Raw genomic sequence first — 22220 nt, 5'->3', positions numbered from 1 at the left:
CAATATTGCTCGCTAGATAAGCCTATACGTTTTACTGCATGAAAATATTGAATGACTAACATCCTCGAAATGCAAATGTTAAGATACTTCCAGAATTTCAGTCTTTCAGTTTCATATATTTGATTATGACGAAAAACCATTTAATCAATGTTTGGTCAACACAACGTTTCATTGTTTTCACCGCATCATAATAATCTGATTTTGACAATGAAAAGTTCCATGGCTGTCGCTTGGATCGTTTTCATTTTCACGATGACCTATGAAGCGTTTATCTAAAAAACTTTTCCAGACAAGTCGCTATCTAAAATAAAAAACTGTTCAACAGTAAAAGCTTTAATTCAACGATTAGCGTATTTTAAAAGGAATTTTGCATAAAAAGTCGAATGTTCATATTGGTGGAAAATGTGGGAAGGAGGAGAAAAATGAGTATCGTTGATCCTTTGAAACACGAAATTTGGCGCCGTTTTGTTCGGGAGGGAGTATTGGATCATGGGAGGATGAATAAAAGAATTGAAGAGTCATGGTATATTTGCCGCCGACAAAATGTCGATCCTTACGATGGAAAAGGAAGGATTGTGCTCGATTCGCAGCTGTTGACGGAAAGAAGGAAAAAGAATCAAAGATTGCTTCAAATTGCTGCTCCGATATTAGAACATTTGGAAAAAGTGTTTCAAGAAACGAAATCAATTCTTCTTCTCGCTGATAGTAACGGATACGTTTTGTATATGAACGGCCATAAACAGGCCATGAACAAGGCAGAAACAATCAAATTTATTGAGGGGGTGAAGTGGACTGAAGATGAGGTGGGGACGAACGCAATTGGAACAACATTGAGGATTCGTGAACCTATTACGGTTACTGGGTTAGAGCATTACTCTCTTGCTTCTCAGCAGTGGGTATGTTCAGCCACGCCGATCTATGACGAAAAAAAAGAACTTGTCGGAATTATCGACTTATCTTACCCCATCGACTGCTCTCAATTTTCCAACCATGCCTTAGCCACTGTTGTCGCTGCAGCGTATACGATTGAACAACAATTTCACATGAGAAAAAAGGACGATATGTTGGAGTTGCTTAAATATTCATCGAAAGTGAAAAATCCTCATTTCCCTTCAATGATATGTGATGATCAAGGGAAGATTGTATGGATCAACCATTGTTTACGTTCTTCCTTCGCGAGCATGATGGATCAACCGCTTGAAGAAATTTGTGATAAAAATTGGCGAATCAAAACGAAGACTCCTATTTTTTCTTCCATTTACCATGATTTGATTGGCTATGAAGTTACCCTGCAGAAGACGAATCATCATGAAGCTTTTCCATTTCCTACAACAATTTATCACTTTGAAGGAGTAGTTGGAAAAAGCTTATCATTTCAAAATCTTCTGAAGATCTGTGAAAAAGTTGCAAAAACGGAGTCGACTGTTTGTATCATGGGAGAAACAGGAACAGGAAAAGAACTCATTGCTCGTTCGATTCATCAAAATAGTGTGAGAAAAAATAAGCCGTTTGTTGCAGTAAATTGCGGAGCTATTCCAAAGGAATTGATCGGCAGCGAGTTATTTGGTTACGTTGACGGAGCATTTACAGGAGCCAAACGGACGGGACATAAAGGGAAATTTGTTCAGGCTGACGGCGGAACCATTTTTCTTGATGAAATCGGTGAAATACCGTCGGAAATGCAAGTAGCGCTTTTAAGAGTGCTTCAGGAAAAAGAAGTTGTACCGATTGGCGGGGAAAAGCCCGTTCCTGTTGATATAAGAGTCATAACTGCAACACATCGCAATTTATACAAATTAGTAAAGGAAGGAAAGCTGCGTGAAGATTTATTTTACCGCATTTATGTATGCACGCTTAACGTTCCGCCATTAAGAGAGCGTAAAGAAGATATCCCATTCTTTATTGAGTATTATTGTCAAAAAAATGATTGGCTCATTTCTTTTCCATATGATGTCATACAGTTGTTTTCAGCTTATCACTGGCCCGGAAATATAAGGGAGCTGTTTAACGTGCTCGAGCGAATACGAGTGGAATATGGAGACCGTATTCCATCCATTTCCCACTTGAAATCCATGCTGATTGCTTGGGAGCAAGAACAGGAAAATTCCGAAACATTTCATAAAGGTAATTTGTCGTATCGGGATCAGCTAGAAAGAGAACGCATTCTAAATATGTTGAAGAAAACAAATGGAAATATTGGTGAGGCGGCTGCTGCGTTAAATATCTCTCGAAGTACACTGTATCGCAAATTAAAAAAATATAAATTGAGCTAATTTGCGACAAAACGATAAAAATTAGGACAAAATGAGATGAAAAAAATATTTTTTATAAAGCGCTTACAAAGAATGTTGATTTGTAAGCATTTTTTTATTGGCATGATAGTTGCAAATGAAAAAAGTGAAGCCAATCAAATAGGAGGTTATCTTTATGACGATTGCCAAATCAACATCTACTCCCATTACACAAGAAAAAGCAAAATGGATATTTCAGAAAATGCATGAAATTCGCCAGTTTGAGGACAAGGTTCATGAAATTTTCAGCAAAGGAGTGCTGCCTGGCTTTGTCCATTTATATGCTGGCGAGGAAGCGGTCGCTGTAGGAATTTGCGCGCATTTAGATGACAAAGATTATATCACAAGTACGCATCGCGGACATGGACATTGCATTGCCAAAGGCTGTGATTTGAACGGAATGATGTCTGAAATTTACGGAAAGGCAACAGGATTGTGCAACGGAAAAGGAGGATCGATGCATATTGCCGATGTTGAAAAAGGAATGCTTGGGGCCAACGGAATTGTCGGCGGGGGGTTCCCGCTAGCTGTTGGGGCAGGCCTGACAGCAAAATTGAAGAAGTCGGGAGCGGTTGCAGTTTGTTTTTTCGGAGACGGCGCGAACAATCATGGAACATTTCATGAAGGTATTAATCTTGCAGCTATATGGAAATTGCCTGTTGTTTTTGTGGCGGAAAACAACGGATATGCAGAAGCGACCCCATTTGAATATGCATCCAGCTGTAAAAACATTGCGGATCGGGCTCAGGCCTATAATATCCCGGGAGAAGTGGTCGACGGCAAAGATGTGGTAGCTGTATATGAGGCGGCAGAAAGAGCAGTTGCACGAGCTCGAAATGGAGAGGGCCCGACATTAATTGAATGTAAGACATATCGGAATTACGGACATTTTGAAGGTGACGCCCAGACTTACAAATCTGCGGAAGAAAAACAAAAGCATTTACAGGAGAATGATGCAATTGCAAAATTCCGCCATTACATTCTTTCCAATCAATTAATATCCGAACAAGAATTATTAAATATCGAACAACAGGTAACAAAAGCGGTTGAGGAGGCGGTACATTTTGCTGAAAAAAGCCCGTTTCCGTCTGCTGAGGATCTTTTAAAGGACGTTTATGTATCTTATTAAATCAAAGGAGTTAGGAGGAACGAAAAATGGCAAGAAAAATTTCTTTTTCTGGTGCGGTCAATGAAGCTATGAAGCTGGCAATGCGCAAAGATCAAAATGTTATTTTACTTGGAGAAGACGTTGCCGGAGGAGCGAATGTGGATCATTTGCAGGACGATGAAGCTTGGGGAGGAGTAATGGGGGTTACGAAAGGTCTTGTTCAAGAGTTTGGAAGAGAAAGAGTGTTGGATACGCCTATTGCGGAGGCCGGCTATATTGGTGCAGCAGTTACCGCCGCAGCAACAGGACTAAGACCGATTGCCGAATTAATGTTTAACGATTTTATCGGCAGCTGCTTAGATGAAGTTATGAACCAAGCGGCAAAACTTCGTTATATGTTCGGAGGCAAGGCGAAGGTGCCTGTAACGATACGAACAATGCACGGTGCCGGCTTTCGAGCGGCGGCGCAGCATTCCCAAAGCCTGTATGCCCTTTTTACCCATATACCCGGTTTAAAAGTCGTTGTTCCTTCTACACCGGCGGATGCGAAGGGACTGTTGCTTACCTCCATCTTTGACGATGATCCCGTTATCTTTTTTGAAGATAAAACACTTTATAACCTAAAAGGAGAAGTAGAGGAAGGATTTTATACGATCCCGTTTGGAAAAGCGGATATCAAACGGGAAGGCAGCGATTTGACCATCGTAGCGATAGGGAAGCAAGTGCACACGGCCTTGAAGGCTGCCGACATATTAAAAACGAGAGGAGTCGAAACGGAGGTAATTGATCCGAGAACACTGTCCCCGCTTGATGAAGAAACGATTTTATCTTCTGTATCGAAGACAGGCCGGTTAATTGTCATTGATGAGGCAAATCCTCGCTGCAGTGCAGCTGCTGACATTTCCGCTCTTGTAGCAGATAAAGGATTTGATTATCTGGATGGACCAATTAAGCTGATTACGGCCCCGCATTGTCCGGTTCCTTTTTCGCCTGCGCTGGAGGATCTTTACTTGCCGACACCGGAAAAAGTGCTTAAGGCAGCGGCTGAAATAATTGGAGACGAAGCGATCGTGACCGCATAAAAAAAGCTGTGCGTGTTGATGAATGGAGACATCAACACGCATAGCATTTCTAGTATTCATCAAAGGAGAGATGAAACATGACAGTTGAAATTATCATGCCAAAGCTGGGAATGAGCATGGAAGAAGGAACGGTAGTAGAGTGGTTAAAGAAAAAGGGCGATCCAGTAAAAAAAGGAGAACCAGTTGTGGTGATCAGCTCTGATAAGATTGAAAAGGATATCGAAGCACCGCAAGATGGCGTGTTATTAGAGATTGCTGCCGAGCAGGATGAAACAGTGGAAGTAGGAAAAGCCATTGGCTATATCGGTCAAGAAGGGGAGGTAATCAACAACATAACGAACGATGCTGTCCAAGAAGTGGCGACAACCATTTTGAAAGAAGAAAGCTTATCTTCTCAAACAACAATTCGCGTTTCACCTGCCGCCCGAAAACTAGCACGTGAAGCCGGGATTGATTTGAGCAGTATTTCGGGTTCAGGGCCAAAAGGAAGAATTACAAGAGCGGACGTTGAAAAAGCGATTCAATCGAAAAAAGCATCCCCCCATTTAGAACCTGAACAAGAAGTAGTAATCCCGACAAATAAGCCGGCGGAAGAGCAAGAAGATATTGCAGTAAAAACTGTCACTGGCATGCGTAAAGTGATTGCATCAAGGATGTTTACAAGTCTGCATCAGACAGCACAGCTGACGATTCATATGAAAGCCGATGTGACCTCTTTATTTGAGCTGCAAGAAAAGATTAAAAGCGAACTGCAGGATGAGCAGAATTTAAAATTGACTATTACTGACTTTGTAGCTAAGGCGGTCATTCTGTCGCTGCGAAATCAAAAGCAAATGAACAGTTTGTATGAAAATGGGCAGATTCAAACGTATGATTCAGTGCATTTAGGCATTGCAGTTGCATTGGAGAACGGGCTCGTTGTGCCGGTTTTGCGCCATGCCGACAAGCTTTCCTTAAACGAAATTTCGAAAAATATCAAGGAACTAAGTAAGAAGGCAAGAGAAGGAAATTTAAGCAGCGAAGAAATGAGCGGCTCGACCTTTACGATCACCAGTTTAGGGGCTTACGGCGTTGAATTTTTCACCCCGATTTTGAATCCTCCGGAAGTGGGCATTCTCGGAGTAGGAACAGCTGCGGATACGGCAGTGTTTTCAGGAGATACCATTCAAAAGAGAAAAATTTTGCCGCTCAGCTTAACGTTTGACCATCAAGTAATTGATGGAGCTCCGGCAAGCCAATTTCTCGGGCTGGTGAAAAAATATTTAGAAAAGCCGTATCAGCTTTTATGGCTGTGAGTTTTCGGCTTTCAAGCTTGCTTGATTTTTTCACTATAAAAGTAATGTGTTAATAAAACAAGCGGATCTTTCATGATCCGCTTGTTTTAGCTTACGGGCAGCATTTAATTCTCATTCACAATAATTTTTATTTATTTAAGAAGTGCTTAATTTAAATTTTCCCTTTTTCATTAAGCAAATATCGTAGCTGCCGAGTTGTAATGTTTAGTGCTTCTGCTGTTTTTTTTCGATCTCCTGTATGTTTTTTAAGTGATTTGAGGACAAATGATCGGCCAATTTGTTTTTCTAATTCTTTAATGGAATCCAATACTTGTTCAAGGTCGATGTCATCTTGCTGCTTCCATAACGATAAAATATGTTTCGTCCAATTCGATAAATAAGCTTCTAAATCATCATGAACTGTGCTAGCTTTTGGAAATTTTGTTAGTTGGAAGCTGAAGCTGGTTTTTAATTTGTCGGGTAAATATTTTGGCGTAATTATGTCTGTCTCTCCATCTGCCAATGTTGCGGCTCTTTTGACAATGTTAAATAGCTCTCTGACATTTCCCGGCCAGTTATAGTTTTTCATTAGTTCAATGCTTTCATCTGAGAATGTAAGATGTGAAGCGTTTATCTTTTTTAGAAAATAATCCAAAAACAGCGGGAGATCTTCTATTCTGTTTCGCAGTGGGGGAATTCTTAATTTCACTACATCTAAACGATACAATAAATCTTCTCGAAACGTTTTTTCTTGGACAGCCTCGGCCAAATTTTTATTCGTGGCCGCAATGATCCGTGTATTCGTTTTACGGATCGATTCACCGCCTACTCTGAAATATTCCCCCGTCTCTAGTACTCTTAGCAGCTGTACTTGAATGGCCTGGCTTGCTTCACCAATTTCATCTAAAAACAGTGTACCGTTATTGGCTATTTCAAATATTCCTTTTTTCTGTTTAATGGCTCCAGTAAAAGCACCTTTTTCATGCCCGAATAATTCACTCTCCAATAACGTTTCGGAAACAGCTCCGCAATTTATTCGGACAAATGGTTGATCGTATCTTAAGCTCATGTTGTGAATAAAATGGGCAAGCACCTCTTTGCCTGTTCCTGTTTCTCCTTCAATTAATACATTTATGTTTTTCTTAGCAATTTTTTCCGCCAGCTTGACTAATTCATTCATCTTTTTATTGTTGCCGATAATAAATCCAATCGTATCGGCCAGTTTGTCGGTGTTTGCTGGTGAAGAAAATTTCTCGCTATTTAATAAATCTTCTAATGTTTTCTCTAATTGGCTTATATCATCGAACGGTTTTTCAATATAATCATTTGCACCATTCTTAATGGCCTCTACAGCCGTTTTCACTGTGCTGTATCCTGTCATAATGACAGCTTTACAGGAAGGATGAGCTGTTTTTAATTGCTTAAGCAAATGAAGACCATCTGTACCAGGCAGCTTTACATCAATTAGTGCTAAATCAAAGGAATGGAGCGAAATTAAGTTGGAAAAATCTTCAGCATTCAAACCTACCTTTACATCATATCCTTTTTCTTCTAAAAGATGTCGAAAAAAGTTTCCTACTTCACGTTCGTCGTCTATTACTAGTACCTTTTTCATTGCAAATCATCTCCCTTTCTATTCGTGTCTAACTGGGAGCTTTAAAATAAATTCACTGCCTTCTCCGTATTTACTGTTCACGACAATTGTACCGCCGTGTGTTTCAGCGATCCCTAAACTAACGGACAACCCTAGTCCAGTGCCTTTTCCTGGACTTTTCGTGGTAAAAAAAGGATTAAATATTTCCTGCAAATGCTGGTTTTGAATTCCGATTCCATTATCTGTTATGGACAGTGTGATCCATTTTTTGTTGTCTTCAATTATTTCTTTTGTTTCAATCTTGATGATCTTCTTCGGTATATTTTTTTCTTCCAAGGCATCCTTTGCATTAATTAACAAGTTTAAAATGATCTGTCCGATTTGCTGAATATTTCCTTTCACATGATCTATATGCTCAGCCAGTTCTTGTTGAATGATGATATTTTGTTGCTTAAACTGGTCGCTAAAAATTCCTAATACTTGTTCCACCGCTTCATTGATAGAGCATTCTTCGAACACATATTCATCTTGACGCGAAAATGTAAGTAAATTTTGGATAATGGATTTACACCTTTTTCCACATAAATATATGTCTGATAAAAGTTTGTAGGAGCGGTCGTCCTGTTTGAATGATCTTAATAAAAGCTGAGAATTGCCAAGGATAGCTGTTAAAGGGCTGTTCAGTTCATGTGCGATTCCGGCTGCCATTTCTCCAATAGCCGCTAATTTTCCAGACTGAATTAGTTGAGCCTCCATCTTTCGTTTTTCTGTAATATCGATAATGTAGATGATATATGAATAAACCTCATGGCTCCTATTAAAGATCGGAAATGAGCGGAATTCAAAGACGTGATTTTTTAAATGAAACTCATCAATAATATTTTCTTTGACTGAGAGATATTTTTCCTGAGTAGCTTCCTTTTTATCGATTTCTAATAACTTGTGTATATTCTGTCCGATAAGATCGGTTTTAAAATATTCTTTTGCAGAATCATTCGATTTTAATATATTTCCTTCTAAATCTGTAATAAACATCATATCTGATACCGCACGAAACGTTTCTTCCCATTCTTTTTTGGCTGTTAAGACTTTATGATAAAGACGGACATTTTCGATGCAAACGGCAATTTGATCGGATAGCTGCTGAAAAAACGCAAGGTCCGATTCATCGAAATGATTGATTTTTTTGCTTCCAATGCTTAAAAGACCGATAGCCGCTTCTTTGCTTACGAGGGGAATGACTAAGGCGCTTTGAATACCTAATGATTGATACGCCTTTTTTTCAATGAAATAATGAAGATCATTATTCATTTGGTAAAAAATTTTTTGTGACGACTCAATTGCCTGCCAATATAAAGAATCTTTTTTTGGAAAAACAAATCCAATAGGAAAATATAAAGAATTGGGAGGATATACATTTGTTAGCGTCAGCTTATCATGTTCATATAAAGATAAACTGATTCGTTCAAGCGGAAAAAAAACTTTTAGCTTTTCAAATATATTTTTCAGCATTTCATCTATTGACATATCGATATTGAAGCTTCTATTTACCTCATTTATCACCTCTAGCTGCATGTTTTTCTTTTTGAGCTCTTCAACCATGATTTTCAATTCATTATAGTAGCTTTTTTTAGAAGACTGGACGCCAGTCAGCTTGCTGATCATTTCTTCCCGATCTTTTAGCAACATTTCTACCAAGCCTTTCTGAAAAGTTCTTCAATAATTTCGACAGTGACATCCCTTGGATTTGTGATCATACATGCATCATTTAAAGCAGTTAAGCTCATTTGAGGAATTTCTTCTTTTTTTACATGAATTTCAGAAAGCCTTTGCGGAGCTCCAACATCTTGAATTAATTCCTTCACAAGGTCAATCGCCTTTTTGGCTGCTTCCATTTTCGATATGTCGCAATCATTTAATCCAAGGAGATACGCAATATCTGCAAATTTTTGAGGATTTGCTAAATAATTAAATTCCATGACATGAGGCAATAAAATAGAATTCACATCGCCGTGCAAAATAGGATATCTGCCACCAACTGCATGAGACATGGCATGAACAGCTCCTAAAATGGCATTGGAAAAGGCAATTCCAGCTTGTAAACTTGCCATTGCCATATTGGTTTTCGCCTCTTTATTTAATTTAGAGGCGACAGAAGGCCGTAAATATTTAGCGACAAGCGATATAGAATTTTTGGCATGAACATCAGTTAGCGGTGTTGCGGCCAAACTAATATACGATTCAATCCCATGTGTTAAAACGTCGATTCCTGTTGAAGCAGTTAAATGGGAACTTTTTGTCACGAGTGTTTCAGGGTCAATAATAGCAATATCTGGTATTAATGATTTTGAAATAATGGTCATCTTTTTCTGTTTTTCTGTATTTAAAATAATAGAAAATTGTGAAACCTCTGATCCCGAGCCGGCTGTAGTAGGAATCATGATTTGAGGCGGGAGGGGATGCTTAATTTTGTCGACGCCTTCATAATCATGAATGACTCCGCCATTTGTCGCTAACAGAGCAATAGCTTTGGCTGCATCAATAGCGCTGCCTCCGCCAATCCCGATCACCGAATCGCATCCATATTTAAGATATATATTTCGCCCTTTATCCACTTCTGTATCCTTTGGATTAACCGTAATATCAATGAATGTCTCGTATTTTAAACCGGCTTTCACGCAGCTATCAATGACTACATCCAGCCAGCCGGCCTCCGAAATACCGCGATCACTGACGATGAGCACATTGGATGCGCCCAAACGTAAACAGCAGTTGCCGACTTCAGAAATGGAACCGTTTCCAAATATTATCTCCGGCATGACAAATTTATGAATGTTCATTATGTCCCCCCTTTAACATTGACAGTTTTTCCATAAATACATAATTCCATATAAAAATAAAAAAATCCTTTTAATATGTAAAAGGTAAACAAAATATGTAAGTGGCAAGCAACAATTCATTGCTTACCACAACATATTGAAAGTAGCCGGCATCCGCCAGCTACTTTCAGACAAAAATACGAAATCAAGTAGAGAAAAACGATTTGTTTTTCTCTACTTGAATTATTTAGGGGCCTATCGAGCACTCCCCTATTTTGTATTAATTCTGGGCAATCCAGACGCTTTTCACTTCTGTATAGTTGTCTAATGCATAGGATCCCATTTCTCTTCCTATGCCGGATTCTTTATATCCGCCGAACGGACTTGCAGCGTCAAAGACGTTGTAACAGTTTACCCAAACTGTTCCAGCACGGAGCTTGTTAGCAATGTAATGAGCTTTTGTAACATCGCGCGTCCAAACGCCTGCTGCTAATCCATAATTTGTATCGTTTGCACGTTCAATCAACTCATCTATATCTTCATATGGCAAAGCGGCGATTACCGGTCCGAATATTTCTTCTTTTGAAATGGTCATAGAATCTTCAACGTTGGCAAAAATAGTCGGCTCTACAAAATACCCTTGTTCGGAAGGTTTTTGTCCTCCTGTTAAAAGTTCAGCACCTTCTTCCAGCCCTTTTTCAATATATCCAAGGACTCGGTTTTGCTGCTCGGAAGAAACAAGCGGTCCCATTTCTGTATCTGCTTTTAGTCCAAATCCTTGTTTAATAGATTTTGCATGGGATACCATATCAGCCACAACATTGTCATACTGTTTCTTCTGAATGAAGACGCGGCTGCCTGCACAACAAACTTGTCCTTGGTTGAACATGACGCCATTTAAAGCACCCGGAATTGCTTTTGAAAAATCAGCATCAGGCAAAATGATGTTCGGTGATTTACCGCCTAGTTCTAACGTAACGCGTTTAAGAGATTTCGAAGCGTTTGCCATAATTAATTTTCCGACTTCAGTTGAACCTGTGAAGGCAATTTTATCAACTTGTGGATGTTTGACTAATGCATCACCTGCTGTTTCACCAAATCCGGGAACAATATTGACAACACCGGCAGGAAAACCGGCTTCTTCAATAAGTTCAGCTAAATATAAAGCTGAAAGAGGTGTTTGTTCAGCTGGCTTTAATACAACTGTACAACCGGTTGCAAGCGCGGCGCCAAGCTTCCACATTGCCATGAGCAATGGAAAGTTCCAAGGAATAATTTGCCCTACGACGCCAACTGGTTCATGACGTGTATAGTTAAAATACGGTCCATTGACTGGAATTGTTTGTCCGACAATTTTCGTAGACCATCCAGCATAATAACGCATGTGTTCAATTGCCAACGGTACGTCGGCATTGATTGTTTCACGAATTGGTTTCCCATTATCCAATGTTTCTAGCTGAGCCAGTTCTTCTTTATTTTCCTCCATTAAATCCGCCAGTTTATACATGAGCCTGCTTCTTTCTGCTGCGCTCATTCTTGACCACGGTCCACGGTCAAACGCTTCTCTGGCTGCCTTCACAGCGCGGTCGATATCTTCAGCATCTCCTTCATAAACTGTTGCCAATCTTTCTCCCGTTGCAGGGTTAGGAGTGTCAAATGTTTTTCCTGAAGCGCTTTCAACAAAGCTGCCGTTTATATACATTTTTTTCTTACCGGATAAAAACTTTTCAACTTTTTCTTTTAATTTAGGGGCTGCAATTGAGCTCATCATCAATCCTCCTTCAATTTTAGTACGATACGACCGTTGATTTTTCCTTTTTCCATTCTTTCAAATACTTCATTTATTTCTTCTAATTCAGCGGTTTCAACAATTGGACGGACTTTTCCGCGAGCAGCAAAATCTAATGCTTCCTGCATGTCCTTTCTTGTACCGACGATGGAACCTTTAACGGAAACGCCGTTTAATACTGTATCAAAGATCGGAATAGGCAGATCAGCATTTGGCAGACCGACAACAACTAATGTGCCTCCCCGTTTCACTGATTGATAGGCCTGTTCAAATGCTTTTTTATTCACCGCTACACTAATAGCAGCATGAACTCCGCCAACTTGATCATGTATCGCTTTGACAGGATCTTCTTTTAAACCGTTGATTGCAATATCTGCACCTAAATCTTTGGCTAATTTTGATTTTTCATCACTGATATCAACAGCTACCACATTAAGTCCCATCGCTTTGGCGTATTGTAATGCAATATGACCAAGTCCTCCAATACCGTAAATGGCCACCCATTCACCTGGCCGAGCACCTGATACTTTCAACGCTTTATATGTCGTTACGCCTGCACATAAAATTGGAGCTACTTCAACTGGATCTAAGTTATCAGGAATTTTCGCCACATAATCTGCGGGAGCTTTACAGTATTCCGCATATCCGCCATCAACGGAATATCCGCCATTCAATTGATGCGGGCAAAGTGTTTCTTGACCAGTTAAACAATATTCACATTCACCACATGCAGAATATAACCATGGGATGCCGACGCGATCTCCCACTTTTATTGATTTAACTCCCTTTGCGACTTCTACAACAATTCCGACTCCTTCATGCCCCGGAATTAACGGCAATTTCGGTTTAACCGGCCAGTCACCATGGGCTGCATGTAAATCCGTATGGCACACACCGCATGCTTCGATCTTAACTAAAACTTCACCTTCCTCTAGTTTGGGTCTTTCCACCTCTTTAATTTCAAGTGCTTTTTTAAATTCGTTAACTACTGCTGCTTTCACTCAAATCAACCCCTTTCATTTTTTTCGACTTTATATCATGCAAGAACCGTACCAAAATTGAAAGCGCTTAATTTGCGGAATATTAGAAAAATACAAAATAGATTTTTGCCGAATTTTTGGCAGACTTGAACAAAATATTGGCAGAATTGTTGCGTGAAAAGAAAAAGCAGGTTGTTCCAATGAGAAACCTGCTAAAAATATAGTGTTCAGTTTTTGCTCAAGCATGAATGATCATATTGCTTTCGGCACTGACGATATGCTTCCATGCAGATATTTTTTGGGGCGACATGTTCGGATTAAAGAGATTTTAAATCCTTCATCCAACTTTTTTTCGTAATTCCGAAATAATTGTGTAATTGCTGATATATTTGAAATAATTTTTTATATTTTTCTACATGGCTGAGAATTGGTTTGTAAGTTTTCAAAATTGGCTGTTTCATCTTTTCAACAGCCTCTTCTACGCTATCATATCCTCCATTTTCCTTGCCAGCTGCAACAGAGCCAAGAATGGCAGCGCCAACTGCAGGGGTATAATCGCTGGCTGAAACAATAATCTCTTTATTTAAAACGTCTGCATATATTTGCATGAGTAAATCATTTTTTTGGGGCAAACCACCGCAAGCAAATATTTCATTAATTTTTAATCCTGCTTGTTCATAATTTGAAATAATCATTTTTGCGCCAAATGCTGTAGCTTCCATATATGCTCTATAGATATCCTCAGGTTTGGAAGCTAGGGTCAGTCCTACAATCATTCCTGAAAGATCTGCATCTGAAAGTATAGATCGGTTTCCATTATGCCAATCTAATGCAATGAGACCAGATTGACCAGGCTCTAGGTGAGATGCCTTTTTTTCCAGTAAATCAAATACTGAAATTCCTTGTTCTTTCGCTTCTTTCATCAATGATTCCGGAACTTGTTTTGCAAACCAGCCAAATAAATCGCCTACAGCGGATTGTCCGGCTTCGTATGCATATAATCTTGGGATAATAGAATTTTTTACTACTCCCGAAATACCCGGTATATGAATTTCTTTTTTGCTCAGCATAATATGGCAAGTGGACGTCCCCATTACCATTGTCAATTGATGCGGTTTGGATGAACCGACTCCTAATACTGCGGAATGAGCATCGATAATGGCAACGGCGACAGGCAGATTTTTCGGCAATCCTAAAAGACTTGACATTTCATCAGTGAGGACCCCAGCTTTTTCACCAATATATCCAATTTTACCTTTTAACTTTGAAGAAACAATGTTTTTAAATTCAGGATGGAGCTTTTCGAAAAATTGCACGGGAAAACCGCTGTTTTCATTCCAAAAAGCTTTGAAGCCTAACGAGCAATTGCTTCTGACAACTTTCCCTGTTAACTGTGAAACAATCCAATCTCCTGCTTCCAAAAATAAGCTAGCTTTTTCATACACTTCACGATCTTTGCAAAAAACTTCATAGCATTTTGGGATAAACCATTCTGTTGAAATGTTGTAGCCGTAATTTTTTAGCCAGCTTTCTTTATGTGAAGAAGCTAATTTGAACATTTCTTCTGTTTCTTTTTTCGGCCCATGATGCTTCCATAATTTTACCCACGCATGGGGATTGTTTTGAAATTCCTTGTGAAAACATAATGGTTTTCCTTTTTCATCTACTGCGACCATAGTAGATGAGGTGAAATCAATGCCAATACCAATAATTTGTGAAGAGCTGATATTTGCATCTTTTATAGCATGAGGAATTCCTTTCATAATGACTTCTAAATAGTCGCCCGGATGCTGAAGAGCATAATCTCTGGGTAATCTCGTCCCATCGTTCGTCGGAAGCATCTCTGTAATCACTCCATGCGCATATGGAATGACACATTGTCCTTTAATAGATCCATCGTCAATGTTTACTATTAAAACTCTCCCAGATTCAGTACCGAAATCAATTCCAATAGTATATTTTTCCATACCAACCACTCCATGAAAATGCTTTCATTGTACTGATTATATTAAACTAATAAAATAAAATTTACAAGCATAAAATTAATATAATCGAGCAAAAATAAACATATTTTTGTTCATTTATATTGACAATTTAAACAGTATCGGATTATATTCATTATAAACAATCAAAAATAAGCAAGAAAGAACATAAATGAACATGGAGGATTAAGGATGACAGATGTGATTTATTCAAAGGCTTATAGGTTAATAGAGCCTGGAAAATTTAAAGAAACAGTTATTGAACATAAAGTAAAGGAAGGTGAAGTTGTCGTCCAGCCTATTTTAGCCAGTATTTGTCATGCAGACTTAAGATACTATACCGGCAAAAGAAGAAAAGAAGCTCTTAACCAAAAGCTTCCGATGGCATTATTTCATGAAGGGATTGGAGAAGTAGTCATTTCAAAAGATGAGTTTATACAAGTTGGACAAAAGGTTGCAATTGTGCCAAGCATCCCTGGTTACAGACTAGAGCAAAAGAAAAAAGAAGATTGTTGTGAATCCTGCAGGAGAAATGTCGCAGATAACTATTGTAAAACTGGAGTGTTTTTAGGAAGCGGATATGACGGCATTGGTCAGGAGTTTTTAGTATTGCCAAGCGAAAATGTTGTACCAATTCCAGAAAAGCTGAAAGATGAGATTGCTGTATTAGCAGAGTTATGCTCAGTTTCACTGCATGCACTGAATCATTTGAAAGAAGAAGATTTTCATAAAGGGAAAATTGCTGTGTTCGGCGATGGACCAGTAGGATATTTAACAGCCGCAATGCTATATCATTATTTTCATATTCCTAAAAGCCAGCTATTAGTGTTTGGAGCAGTGGAAGAAAAACTGAATCAGTTTGATTTTGCCACTGTACACTTAGTTAACGATTTTCCTTTTTTAGAAGCTAAAGGGGTGACAGTTGCAATTGAATGCACAGGTGGCAAGTTTAGCGAAAGCGCTATCAACCAAGCGATTGATTTATTGGAGCCTGAAGGCAAATTGATTTTAATGGGGGTGACAGAGCAGCGTGTACCAATTAATACAAGAGATGTATTAGAAAAAGGGTTGCAGCTTTACGGAAGTTCCAGAAGTTCAAGTGAAGATTTTAAAACTTTGATGCAAGCATTTCTAAATGAAGATTATCAGAAAACTCTCTCTAAGTTGATACCGGAAAAAAGCATAGCAATCCGAAACGCAGAAGATTTAAAAAAGGCAATGGATGAAGCTGCTGAACATAAAGGGTGGAAAAAAACATATTTATCTTTTTCATGGAACTAAAAAAAAGGGGTGTAAAATAATGACACAAGTAACTGGAGTGAAATGGACTGAAAAATTAGGTATACCTTCTTCGATTGCATGGGGTTATTTAGGGATTTTAATTTTCATGATGGGAGATGGACTGGAAATTGGCTGGCTAAGTCCTTGGTTAATTGATCAAGGATTTACAGTTCAGCAAACTAGCCTATTGTTTTCGGCTTATGGGGTGACAGTCGCTGTTTCTTCGTGGCTGTCCGGAGTATTAGTTGAAGCGCTTGGTACAAAAAGAACGATGTGGCTAGGGGTGTTATTTTATATACTGGGAACAATTGGATTTTTAAGTTTTGGGCTGCCGAATTTTAATATTTGGTGGATGGTTCCGTTTTATGCATTAAGGGGCTTGGGATACCCGCTGTTTGCATACTCTTTCCTAGTATGGATTGCTTACCGTGCCGATCAGGAGCGTCTCGGAACAGCAGTCGGCTGGTTTTGGTTTGTATTTACAGGAGGTTTAAATGTTTTAGGGGCTTATTATTCCGTAGTTGCAATCAAATTATTTGGGCACTATACTACGTTGTGGTCATCAATCTTTTGGGTCGTATTAGGGGCGATAATCGCATTAATAATTAATAAAGACAAATTAGAACCAAAACAAGGAAGTTCTGCAAAAGAAAAATTATATGAGCTAATAAAAGGTGTCACAATTGTCAAGGAAGAGCCGAAAGTATTATTAGGCGGCATTGTTCGTGTCATTAATACTACTGCGCAGTTTGCATTTCCTGTTTTTTTGCCTACTTATCTTGCTGGACACGGAATTCCAACATCTACATGGTTGGCTATTTGGGGGACAATTTTTACAAGCAATATTTTATTTAATCTATTTTTTGGATATATAGGGGATAAAATTGGCTGGCGCAATACCATCATGTATTTTGGCGGTATTGGCTGCGGAGTTACTACTTTAGCTATATATTATTTTCCAGAGTGGTTTAATGGTAATATTTGGATTGTTGGCTTAGTAGCCATTTTATGGGGCGGATTGTTAGCGGGATATGTTCCGTTGTCTGCTTTAGTACCTTCGTTGGTGAAAGAGGACAAAGGAGCTGCAATGTCTGTTCTAAATTTAGGCGCTGGCTTGCCTGTTTTTGTTGGTCCTGCTATCGTTGGCCTGTTAATTGGTTCAATAGGAAATGCAGGAGTTATTTGGGTGCTGGCAATACTTTATTTTGTAAGCGCTCTATTAACCAAATTTATTACATTGCCTGAAGAAACGAAATAACAAGAGCTGAAAAAACATAGTCGATTGAATTCCTAATGAAAAGAGAATAATATAAGAATAGGAAAATTTAAATTGTTAGGAAGTTCGACTATGTTAGCTCTTGAAAGGCAAAAAAAAATAGTAGAATACGTAAAGGAAAAGAAATTTGCTACTGTGGCTGAATTGGCTGTATATTTTCATGTCCATGAGGCAACGATTCGAAGAGATTTGTCGCTATTAGAATCAGAGGGAAAATTGAGAAGGACCCATGGCGGCGTTGTCATTGAGGAAGATAAAGTAAAATCGGAGCCGTCTTTTCAGGATCGGGAAACCGTTCAGTTCGAGGAAAAACGAAGAATTGGCATGCGTGCTGCACAGTTTATACAAGATGGCGAAAATATTATACTAGACTCAGGAACAACGACCGTTCATATTGCTGAAGCGATATTAGATAGAAAAAACATAACAGTGATTACAAACGATATAAATGTTGCGGCAAAGTTGCGTTTTTCAAATGGGATTAAAGTTATTGTAACAGGTGGTACGCTATATCCGGAAAGCTATATGTTAAATGGACTCATTGCTGATGAAGTGTTAGGCAATCTCCATGTGGACAAAGCATTCATCGGAACGCCAGCCCTTCATCACAAATTTGGCCTTACTCATTTTGATGAACAGATTGCTGCAACGAAGCGTTCTATGATAAAAGCTGCGAAGAGCGTCTATGTTGTAACGGATCATACGAAAGTAGGAAGGATTGCTTTGCATACTGTTGCCAGTCCAAATCAAATTGATGCGGTAATTATAGGCTCTGAATTAAGTGAGATTGAAATCAAAAAATGGGAAAATAGTGGCGTTAATCTTCATCTTGTATAAAGGAAAATTCAATATTTTACCCAAAATGCTTTCATTTTTCATTAACAATAATAATGAAAAAAGCAGATTGCACCGTACGGGCAGTCTGCTTTTAATTTACTAGCGGCAATTTTGCGAAATCAAGAACGAACAAAAAAACCTCTGAGTTTTGATTAGGAGCTGATCATGCTTGTTGTCCATTTAAAGCATTCGCAAATTCCTCTACTGCTGCGTCCAATCTTTGCACTAGCTCTTCTGACAAGCTGTATTGTTCATTTTCTTCTCTGGTTACCCAGGCATCAACGGCATAAACGCCTCCTAGAATATATCTGCCTCCCATTGTGGATAACACTGGTTTTAGCGCATAATCTATAGATAGAAGGTGAGCCAATGTGCCACCAATAAACAACGGAAGTATTGTTTTACCCAAAAGCCCTTTTTGCGGAAGTAGGTCAAGGTATGTTTTCAATACGCCTGTATAAGCTGCTTTATACACTGGGCTTGCGATGATAATTCCGTCAGCTTGTTCTACTTTTTGGTTGGCGTTCAGAATCGCCTCGCTGTCGAATTTTGCTTTGATTAAATCTTCCGCAGGCAGCTGTGCTACTTGAATGTAATCAATCTCAATTCCTTTTTGCTGCAATTGCTGTTCAGCATATTGGATTAATCCATTTAATCTTGATGATGGAAACGGACTTCCATTGATAATTACAACTTTGCTCATTTACTACTATGCTCCTTTCTACGATTCTAAAAAAACATATAAATCTTATTGAAATAGTTCGCTTTATGCTATCATCATTTTTATATTCTGTCAATATATGGAGGCTCTTAGTTGTTATTCTAATAGCCTTTAATTTGAGCATAAATCAAGAGAAAATAAGAAGCAACTTTAAGCTCTTGGAGATTTAGCTTTTTCCAAAATTTTTTTGAGAAAGCTACATATTGTTCACATTCTTTTAGATTCAACAATTCGCGAAGATATGAGACGCCTCTTTACGTGCTATTCTTTAATCCCGATGACACGAATTCGCTTATAATCGGCAAACCAGATGCCATTTTTATATATGACATTTTTTAAGTTGTTTTCCACGTTTGTGAAGATAAGATTTTTTGTTTCGTTTGTCAAACTGTTAAACAGGCTGCCAGCGAACATCTCTATCCAATTTTTTACCCCATTCTCCCCATGTAATGGCGTTGGACGGTCAAAATGCTGGGCGAACACGACACGGAACCCCACTTCTTCCATCAACGATGAATATTCACCAATGCTCGGGAAATACCAAGGAAATTGGTCTGCTAATTCCTCCATGCCCAATTTATTGAATTCATTTCGGATGGCATCGGTAATCGTTTTGACATTGTCTTTACCGCCGAATTCCGCTACAAAACGGCCGTTCTCCTTTAAGGCCTGGTATATATTGATTAACGCCTGTTTTGGCGGCTTGATCCAGTGAAGAACTGCATTGGAGAAAACGGCATCAAACTCGTTGCGGTATCCAAGATTTAGAACATCCTTCACCTCAAAGGTTAAACCGGGGTATTTTGCTTTAGCCTGATTAATCATATTTTCTGATTTATCAATTCCGACGACGTCAACTCCTAATTCGTAAAGCTTCCAGGCTAAATCTCCCGTACCGCAGCCGAGGTCAAGAATACGTTCACCTTTTTTTGGCTCCAACAGATCAAGCAAATGCTCTCCAAATTTGGAAACAAATGAATGTTTTGCATCATACAAAGCTGCATTCCAACTGTCTTTTTTCATGTGATAGGATCCCTTCTTTCATTTGTAGTAAAAATATGGGGGAATTTTGCAAAATGCATTTCAATGGAACATTCGCTTATTTTTGGCCATTTCTAAACGGTTCCAGTACTTCATCCACCCATTGACGAAATTTTTCATACGCTTCCTCATTTGTTTGAACATTTTCTATAAATACACCTTTAAATTTATCATAATAATGCTCTTTATTTGCAAATAATTGTTGAAATTCTTCCTCTTTTAAATCGTCAAAAAATAAATCCATTGTGCCATCAGTTCTTTCCCAGGCAATTCCTTCGATAAAAGGGGAAAATTCATCTTTAAAGTTGTCTACATGTAAATGATTCCCGGTGTAATTTTTCGAATGAAAGTAGTCATTCTTCTTCATGAATGTGCCCTCCAAATTGATTTTTACATAATTTGAATTTTTTGCTAAGTATCTCGTTAAGAAAGATTACACAATATAACAAGATGTTTCTTGTTTACCAATTTGAAGAGCAATTTCGGAGCAGGTAACCTGCATCACGCTGTGCTTTTTAACTCCATTTTATATTTTAGAATATTTCAATTGTTTCTAGTAATGCTCTATTTCAAAAAAATGAAATTTTCACCTTGGAGCACCCGGTTAGGAGAAAAAGCATTAGGGGAACACGAGATTAGATAGCGATGTTGGAATGGCGGCACTAATAAAGTGGAATCATTCAATTTGATTGGTGCAAGACTTTCTTCGTTTAGCTGTTTTTTATTCTTGAACTTCTACGGGAGAACGAATGGCTTCCTTTATCTTCCGTAGACATTTGCTGTCTGCCGCTGGAAAAAAAGGCAGGGGTTTAGTTACTGACTCTAAAGATGTTATTATGTGGTTAATTAATGATAAATTGAAAAGAAGGTATGCAAATGTTTGGAATAACGGGTTACGGAGTTAATTTATGGCAATATTAATGAATGTAACGCCCGGCACCGATACAATGTATATCATTAGCAGAATTATGTCACAATGCAGAAAAGCAGGCATTTACTCTGTGCTTTGAATATCAAGGGGTTCTTTCATCCATACTTTATTTGCTGCCTTTGGTCTATCGATTATTTTGACAAAATCAATTGTGTTATTTACTGTGACTAAAATCATAGTTGCTGCTTACTTGATGTATCTTGGCATCAAAATAATGTTTCAAAAATCATCGCTAAAAGTTAAATCCTCCGGTATTGCAGAATGTGAAATTTAGAAAGATCTATATGCAGGCAGTCATAACAAATGTTACAAATCCAAAAGTAGCTTTATTCTTTATTTCTTTTCTTCCGCAATTTATTATGACAAACAATCCTTATGGCTCTGTTCCGTTTATTATTTTAGAATTTCGTTTATTATAACAGGCACTCTTTGGGTTTTAATCGTTGCCTATTTTGCTTCATTCGTTACGAAAAAACTAAGAGAAAATACAAAAGTCACAAACTTATTAAACAAATTCACTGGGATTATTTTTATAGGGCTAGGAATAAAATTATTTCAAACAAGAGCGCCTCAATAAACTTTAAACTAGTTTTAATAATCGACGGATTGCCTCTTGCTTAAAAAAATAAATTCACCTAGTCTGCCATGAAAAAACAAAATGAAGATGAACACAAAATGTTTATAAAAATTTGTTAACTTACCTTACAAAGGTTAAGACTCTATTAAAAACCTTGTGATACATTATTGACAAATAAATGAGGTTTAAGAAGGCAAATGGGGTGTTTTCCCAATACATATTGGAGGTGAAGGATATAATCGCTCAAAAACTGCCGCCTACGTTAGGCGATTTAAAACAAGCCATTATGAGAGAATATAATCAAGTGAACCAAATGATTTTTAAAGTAGGGGTTATTGAACAAAAGGTAAATATTTTCGATAATAATATTCTCATTTTGGCTAAACATCGGAGAATCTCAGTACTCAAAATTATCGATGAATCGGATGGTGCTCTATCCAATACAGTCGATCGAATTCTTATTGAAAAATCCAAAGCGCTGCTTCAAAAAAATTTTGGAGAGCGATTCGGATTTGAGATTCAACTAATTATAAAGGATTATATTGCGTCAAAAGAAATGAGCGTGACTTTGATACTATTAGATAAAAATGTCGAAGAATATTTGACTGGTTAAATGAGCTCATTGATGAAATGAGAG

17 protein-coding genes and 1 pseudogene are annotated in these 22220 nt (G+C 38.3%); 9 read left to right on the top strand and 9 right to left on the bottom strand.

Going from position 1 to position 22220, the window contains the following annotated elements:
• Positions 1-422: 422 nt before the first annotated feature.
• The 4 genes from NSQ71_RS14895 to NSQ71_RS14880 all read left to right on the top strand — a co-directional run bounded on the left by NSQ71_RS14895 (position 423) and on the right by NSQ71_RS14880 (position 5776).
• Positions 423-2273, top strand: a complete 1851-nt coding sequence (locus tag NSQ71_RS14895) for a sigma-54-dependent Fis family transcriptional regulator (protein ID WP_063387223.1) — start codon at positions 423-425, stop codon at positions 2271-2273.
• A 154-nt stretch (positions 2274-2427) separates the two neighbouring features.
• Positions 2428-3420, top strand: a complete 993-nt coding sequence (locus NSQ71_RS14890) for a thiamine pyrophosphate-dependent dehydrogenase E1 component subunit alpha (protein WP_063387224.1) — start codon at positions 2428-2430, stop codon at positions 3418-3420.
• A 26-nt stretch (positions 3421-3446) separates the two neighbouring features.
• The gene (locus tag NSQ71_RS14885) at positions 3447-4481 is read left to right on the top strand and encodes an alpha-ketoacid dehydrogenase subunit beta (protein WP_063387225.1); all 1035 of its coding nucleotides are present in this window, start codon (positions 3447-3449) and stop codon (positions 4479-4481) included.
• 77 nt (positions 4482-4558) lie between these two features.
• The gene (locus NSQ71_RS14880) at positions 4559-5776 is read left to right on the top strand and encodes a dihydrolipoamide acetyltransferase family protein (RefSeq protein WP_063387226.1); all 1218 of its coding nucleotides are present in this window, start codon (positions 4559-4561) and stop codon (positions 5774-5776) included.
• A 151-nt stretch (positions 5777-5927) separates the two neighbouring features.
• On the opposite strand, the gene NSQ71_RS14875 is transcribed toward NSQ71_RS14880, so the two are convergent.
• The 6 genes from NSQ71_RS14875 to NSQ71_RS14850 form a co-directional block, all read right to left on the bottom strand.
• A complete protein-coding gene (locus NSQ71_RS14875; RefSeq protein ID WP_063387227.1) occupies positions 5928-7370 on the bottom strand; it encodes a sigma-54-dependent transcriptional regulator in 1443 nt (480 codons plus the stop codon).
• 18 nt (positions 7371-7388) lie between these two features.
• Positions 7389-9038: a GAF domain-containing sensor histidine kinase gene (locus NSQ71_RS14870; RefSeq protein ID WP_063387228.1), complete on the bottom strand. Its 1650-nt coding sequence runs from the start codon at positions 9036-9038 to the stop codon at positions 7389-7391.
• 2 nt (positions 9039-9040) lie between these two features.
• Entirely contained in the window at positions 9041-10189 is a 1149-nt protein-coding gene (locus tag NSQ71_RS14865) for an iron-containing alcohol dehydrogenase (protein WP_063387229.1), read from the bottom strand.
• 259 nt (positions 10190-10448) lie between these two features.
• Positions 10449-11936: an aldehyde dehydrogenase family protein gene (locus NSQ71_RS14860; RefSeq protein ID WP_063387230.1), complete on the bottom strand. Its 1488-nt coding sequence runs from the start codon at positions 11934-11936 to the stop codon at positions 10449-10451.
• A gap of 2 nt (positions 11937-11938) precedes the next feature.
• On the bottom strand, positions 11939-12958 hold the full coding sequence (adhP, locus tag NSQ71_RS14855) for an alcohol dehydrogenase AdhP (RefSeq protein WP_063387231.1): 1020 nt from the start codon (positions 12956-12958) through the stop codon (positions 11939-11941).
• A 296-nt stretch (positions 12959-13254) separates the two neighbouring features.
• Positions 13255-14904 carry a ribulokinase gene (locus NSQ71_RS14850; RefSeq protein WP_339197223.1) on the bottom strand — a complete coding sequence of 550 codons (1650 nt, stop codon included), beginning with the start codon at positions 14902-14904 and terminating at the stop codon, positions 13255-13257.
• A 207-nt stretch (positions 14905-15111) separates the two neighbouring features.
• Between NSQ71_RS14850 and NSQ71_RS14845 the strand changes: the two genes are divergently transcribed.
• The 3 genes from NSQ71_RS14845 to NSQ71_RS14835 all read left to right on the top strand — a co-directional run bounded on the left by NSQ71_RS14845 (position 15112) and on the right by NSQ71_RS14835 (position 18313).
• A complete protein-coding gene (locus NSQ71_RS14845; RefSeq protein WP_339197220.1) occupies positions 15112-16200 on the top strand; it encodes an alcohol dehydrogenase catalytic domain-containing protein in 1089 nt (362 codons plus the stop codon).
• A gap of 19 nt (positions 16201-16219) precedes the next feature.
• Positions 16220-17458, top strand: a complete 1239-nt coding sequence (locus NSQ71_RS14840) for an MFS transporter (RefSeq protein ID WP_339197217.1) — start codon at positions 16220-16222, stop codon at positions 17456-17458.
• 90 nt (positions 17459-17548) lie between these two features.
• Positions 17549-18313, top strand: a complete 765-nt coding sequence (locus NSQ71_RS14835; RefSeq protein ID WP_066250948.1) for a DeoR/GlpR family DNA-binding transcription regulator — start codon at positions 17549-17551, stop codon at positions 18311-18313.
• 163 nt (positions 18314-18476) lie between these two features.
• Here NSQ71_RS14835 and ssuE read toward each other — a convergent pair whose 3' ends face one another.
• From ssuE to NSQ71_RS14820, 3 genes are all read right to left on the bottom strand, one after another.
• Positions 18477-19016 carry an NADPH-dependent FMN reductase gene (gene ssuE, locus NSQ71_RS14830; RefSeq protein ID WP_066250945.1) on the bottom strand — a complete coding sequence of 180 codons (540 nt, stop codon included), beginning with the start codon at positions 19014-19016 and terminating at the stop codon, positions 18477-18479.
• A gap of 279 nt (positions 19017-19295) precedes the next feature.
• The gene (locus tag NSQ71_RS14825; protein WP_066250941.1) at positions 19296-20057 is read right to left on the bottom strand and encodes a class I SAM-dependent methyltransferase; all 762 of its coding nucleotides are present in this window, start codon (positions 20055-20057) and stop codon (positions 19296-19298) included.
• A 76-nt stretch (positions 20058-20133) separates the two neighbouring features.
• Complete coding sequence (locus NSQ71_RS14820; RefSeq protein ID WP_066250938.1) at positions 20134-20442, bottom strand: hypothetical protein; 309 nt, start codon at positions 20440-20442, stop codon at positions 20134-20136.
• Positions 20443-20951: 509 nt separating this feature from the next.
• Between NSQ71_RS14820 and NSQ71_RS14815 the strand changes: the two are divergent.
• Positions 20952-21583, top strand: a pseudogene (locus tag NSQ71_RS14815) (LysE family translocator).
• 202 nt (positions 21584-21785) lie between these two features.
• Positions 21786-22196 (top strand): Na-translocating system protein MpsC family protein, encoded by a 411-nt coding sequence (locus NSQ71_RS14810; protein ID WP_340734161.1) that lies wholly within the window; start codon positions 21786-21788, stop codon positions 22194-22196.
• Positions 22197-22220: the final 24 nt, after the last annotated feature.

This window comes from Aeribacillus sp. FSL M8-0235 (assembly GCF_038000355.1).
Taxonomy (GTDB): Bacteria; Bacillota; Bacilli; order Bacillales; family Aeribacillaceae; genus Aeribacillus; species Aeribacillus composti.
Note: the sequence above shows the minus strand (reverse complement) of the source record. Positions and strands in the feature narration are given on the sequence as shown.

Excerpts from the sequence above, each read along its gene's own strand:
- NSQ71_RS14860 (WP_063387230.1), bottom strand. The coding sequence starts at position 11,936 with ATGAGCTCAATTGCAGCCCCTAAATTAAAAGAAAAAGTTGAAAAGTTT.
- NSQ71_RS14875 (WP_063387227.1), bottom strand. The coding sequence starts at position 7,370 with ATGAAAAAGGTACTAGTAATAGACGACGAACGTGAAGTAGGAAACTTT.
- NSQ71_RS14845 (WP_339197220.1), top strand. The coding sequence starts at position 15,112 with ATGACAGATGTGATTTATTCAAAGGCTTATAGGTTAATAGAGCCTGGA.
- NSQ71_RS14890 (WP_063387224.1), top strand. The coding sequence starts at position 2,428 with ATGACGATTGCCAAATCAACATCTACTCCCATTACACAAGAAAAAGCA.
- NSQ71_RS14865 (WP_063387229.1), bottom strand. The coding sequence starts at position 10,189 with ATGAACATTCATAAATTTGTCATGCCGGAGATAATATTTGGAAACGGT.
- NSQ71_RS14835 (WP_066250948.1), top strand. The coding sequence starts at position 17,549 with ATGTTAGCTCTTGAAAGGCAAAAAAAAATAGTAGAATACGTAAAGGAA.
- NSQ71_RS14885 (WP_063387225.1), top strand. The coding sequence starts at position 3,447 with ATGGCAAGAAAAATTTCTTTTTCTGGTGCGGTCAATGAAGCTATGAAG.
- NSQ71_RS14840 (WP_339197217.1), top strand. The coding sequence starts at position 16,220 with ATGACACAAGTAACTGGAGTGAAATGGACTGAAAAATTAGGTATACCT.
- NSQ71_RS14850 (WP_339197223.1), bottom strand. The coding sequence starts at position 14,904 with ATGGAAAAATATACTATTGGAATTGATTTCGGTACTGAATCTGGGAGA.
- NSQ71_RS14895 (WP_063387223.1), top strand. The coding sequence starts at position 423 with ATGAGTATCGTTGATCCTTTGAAACACGAAATTTGGCGCCGTTTTGTT.
- NSQ71_RS14825 (WP_066250941.1), bottom strand. The coding sequence starts at position 20,057 with ATGAAAAAAGACAGTTGGAATGCAGCTTTGTATGATGCAAAACATTCA.
- NSQ71_RS14820 (WP_066250938.1), bottom strand. The coding sequence starts at position 20,442 with ATGAAGAAGAATGACTACTTTCATTCGAAAAATTACACCGGGAATCAT.
- ssuE (WP_066250945.1), bottom strand. The coding sequence starts at position 19,016 with ATGAGCAAAGTTGTAATTATCAATGGAAGTCCGTTTCCATCATCAAGA.
- NSQ71_RS14870 (WP_063387228.1), bottom strand. The coding sequence starts at position 9,038 with ATGTTGCTAAAAGATCGGGAAGAAATGATCAGCAAGCTGACTGGCGTC.
- NSQ71_RS14880 (WP_063387226.1), top strand. The coding sequence starts at position 4,559 with ATGACAGTTGAAATTATCATGCCAAAGCTGGGAATGAGCATGGAAGAA.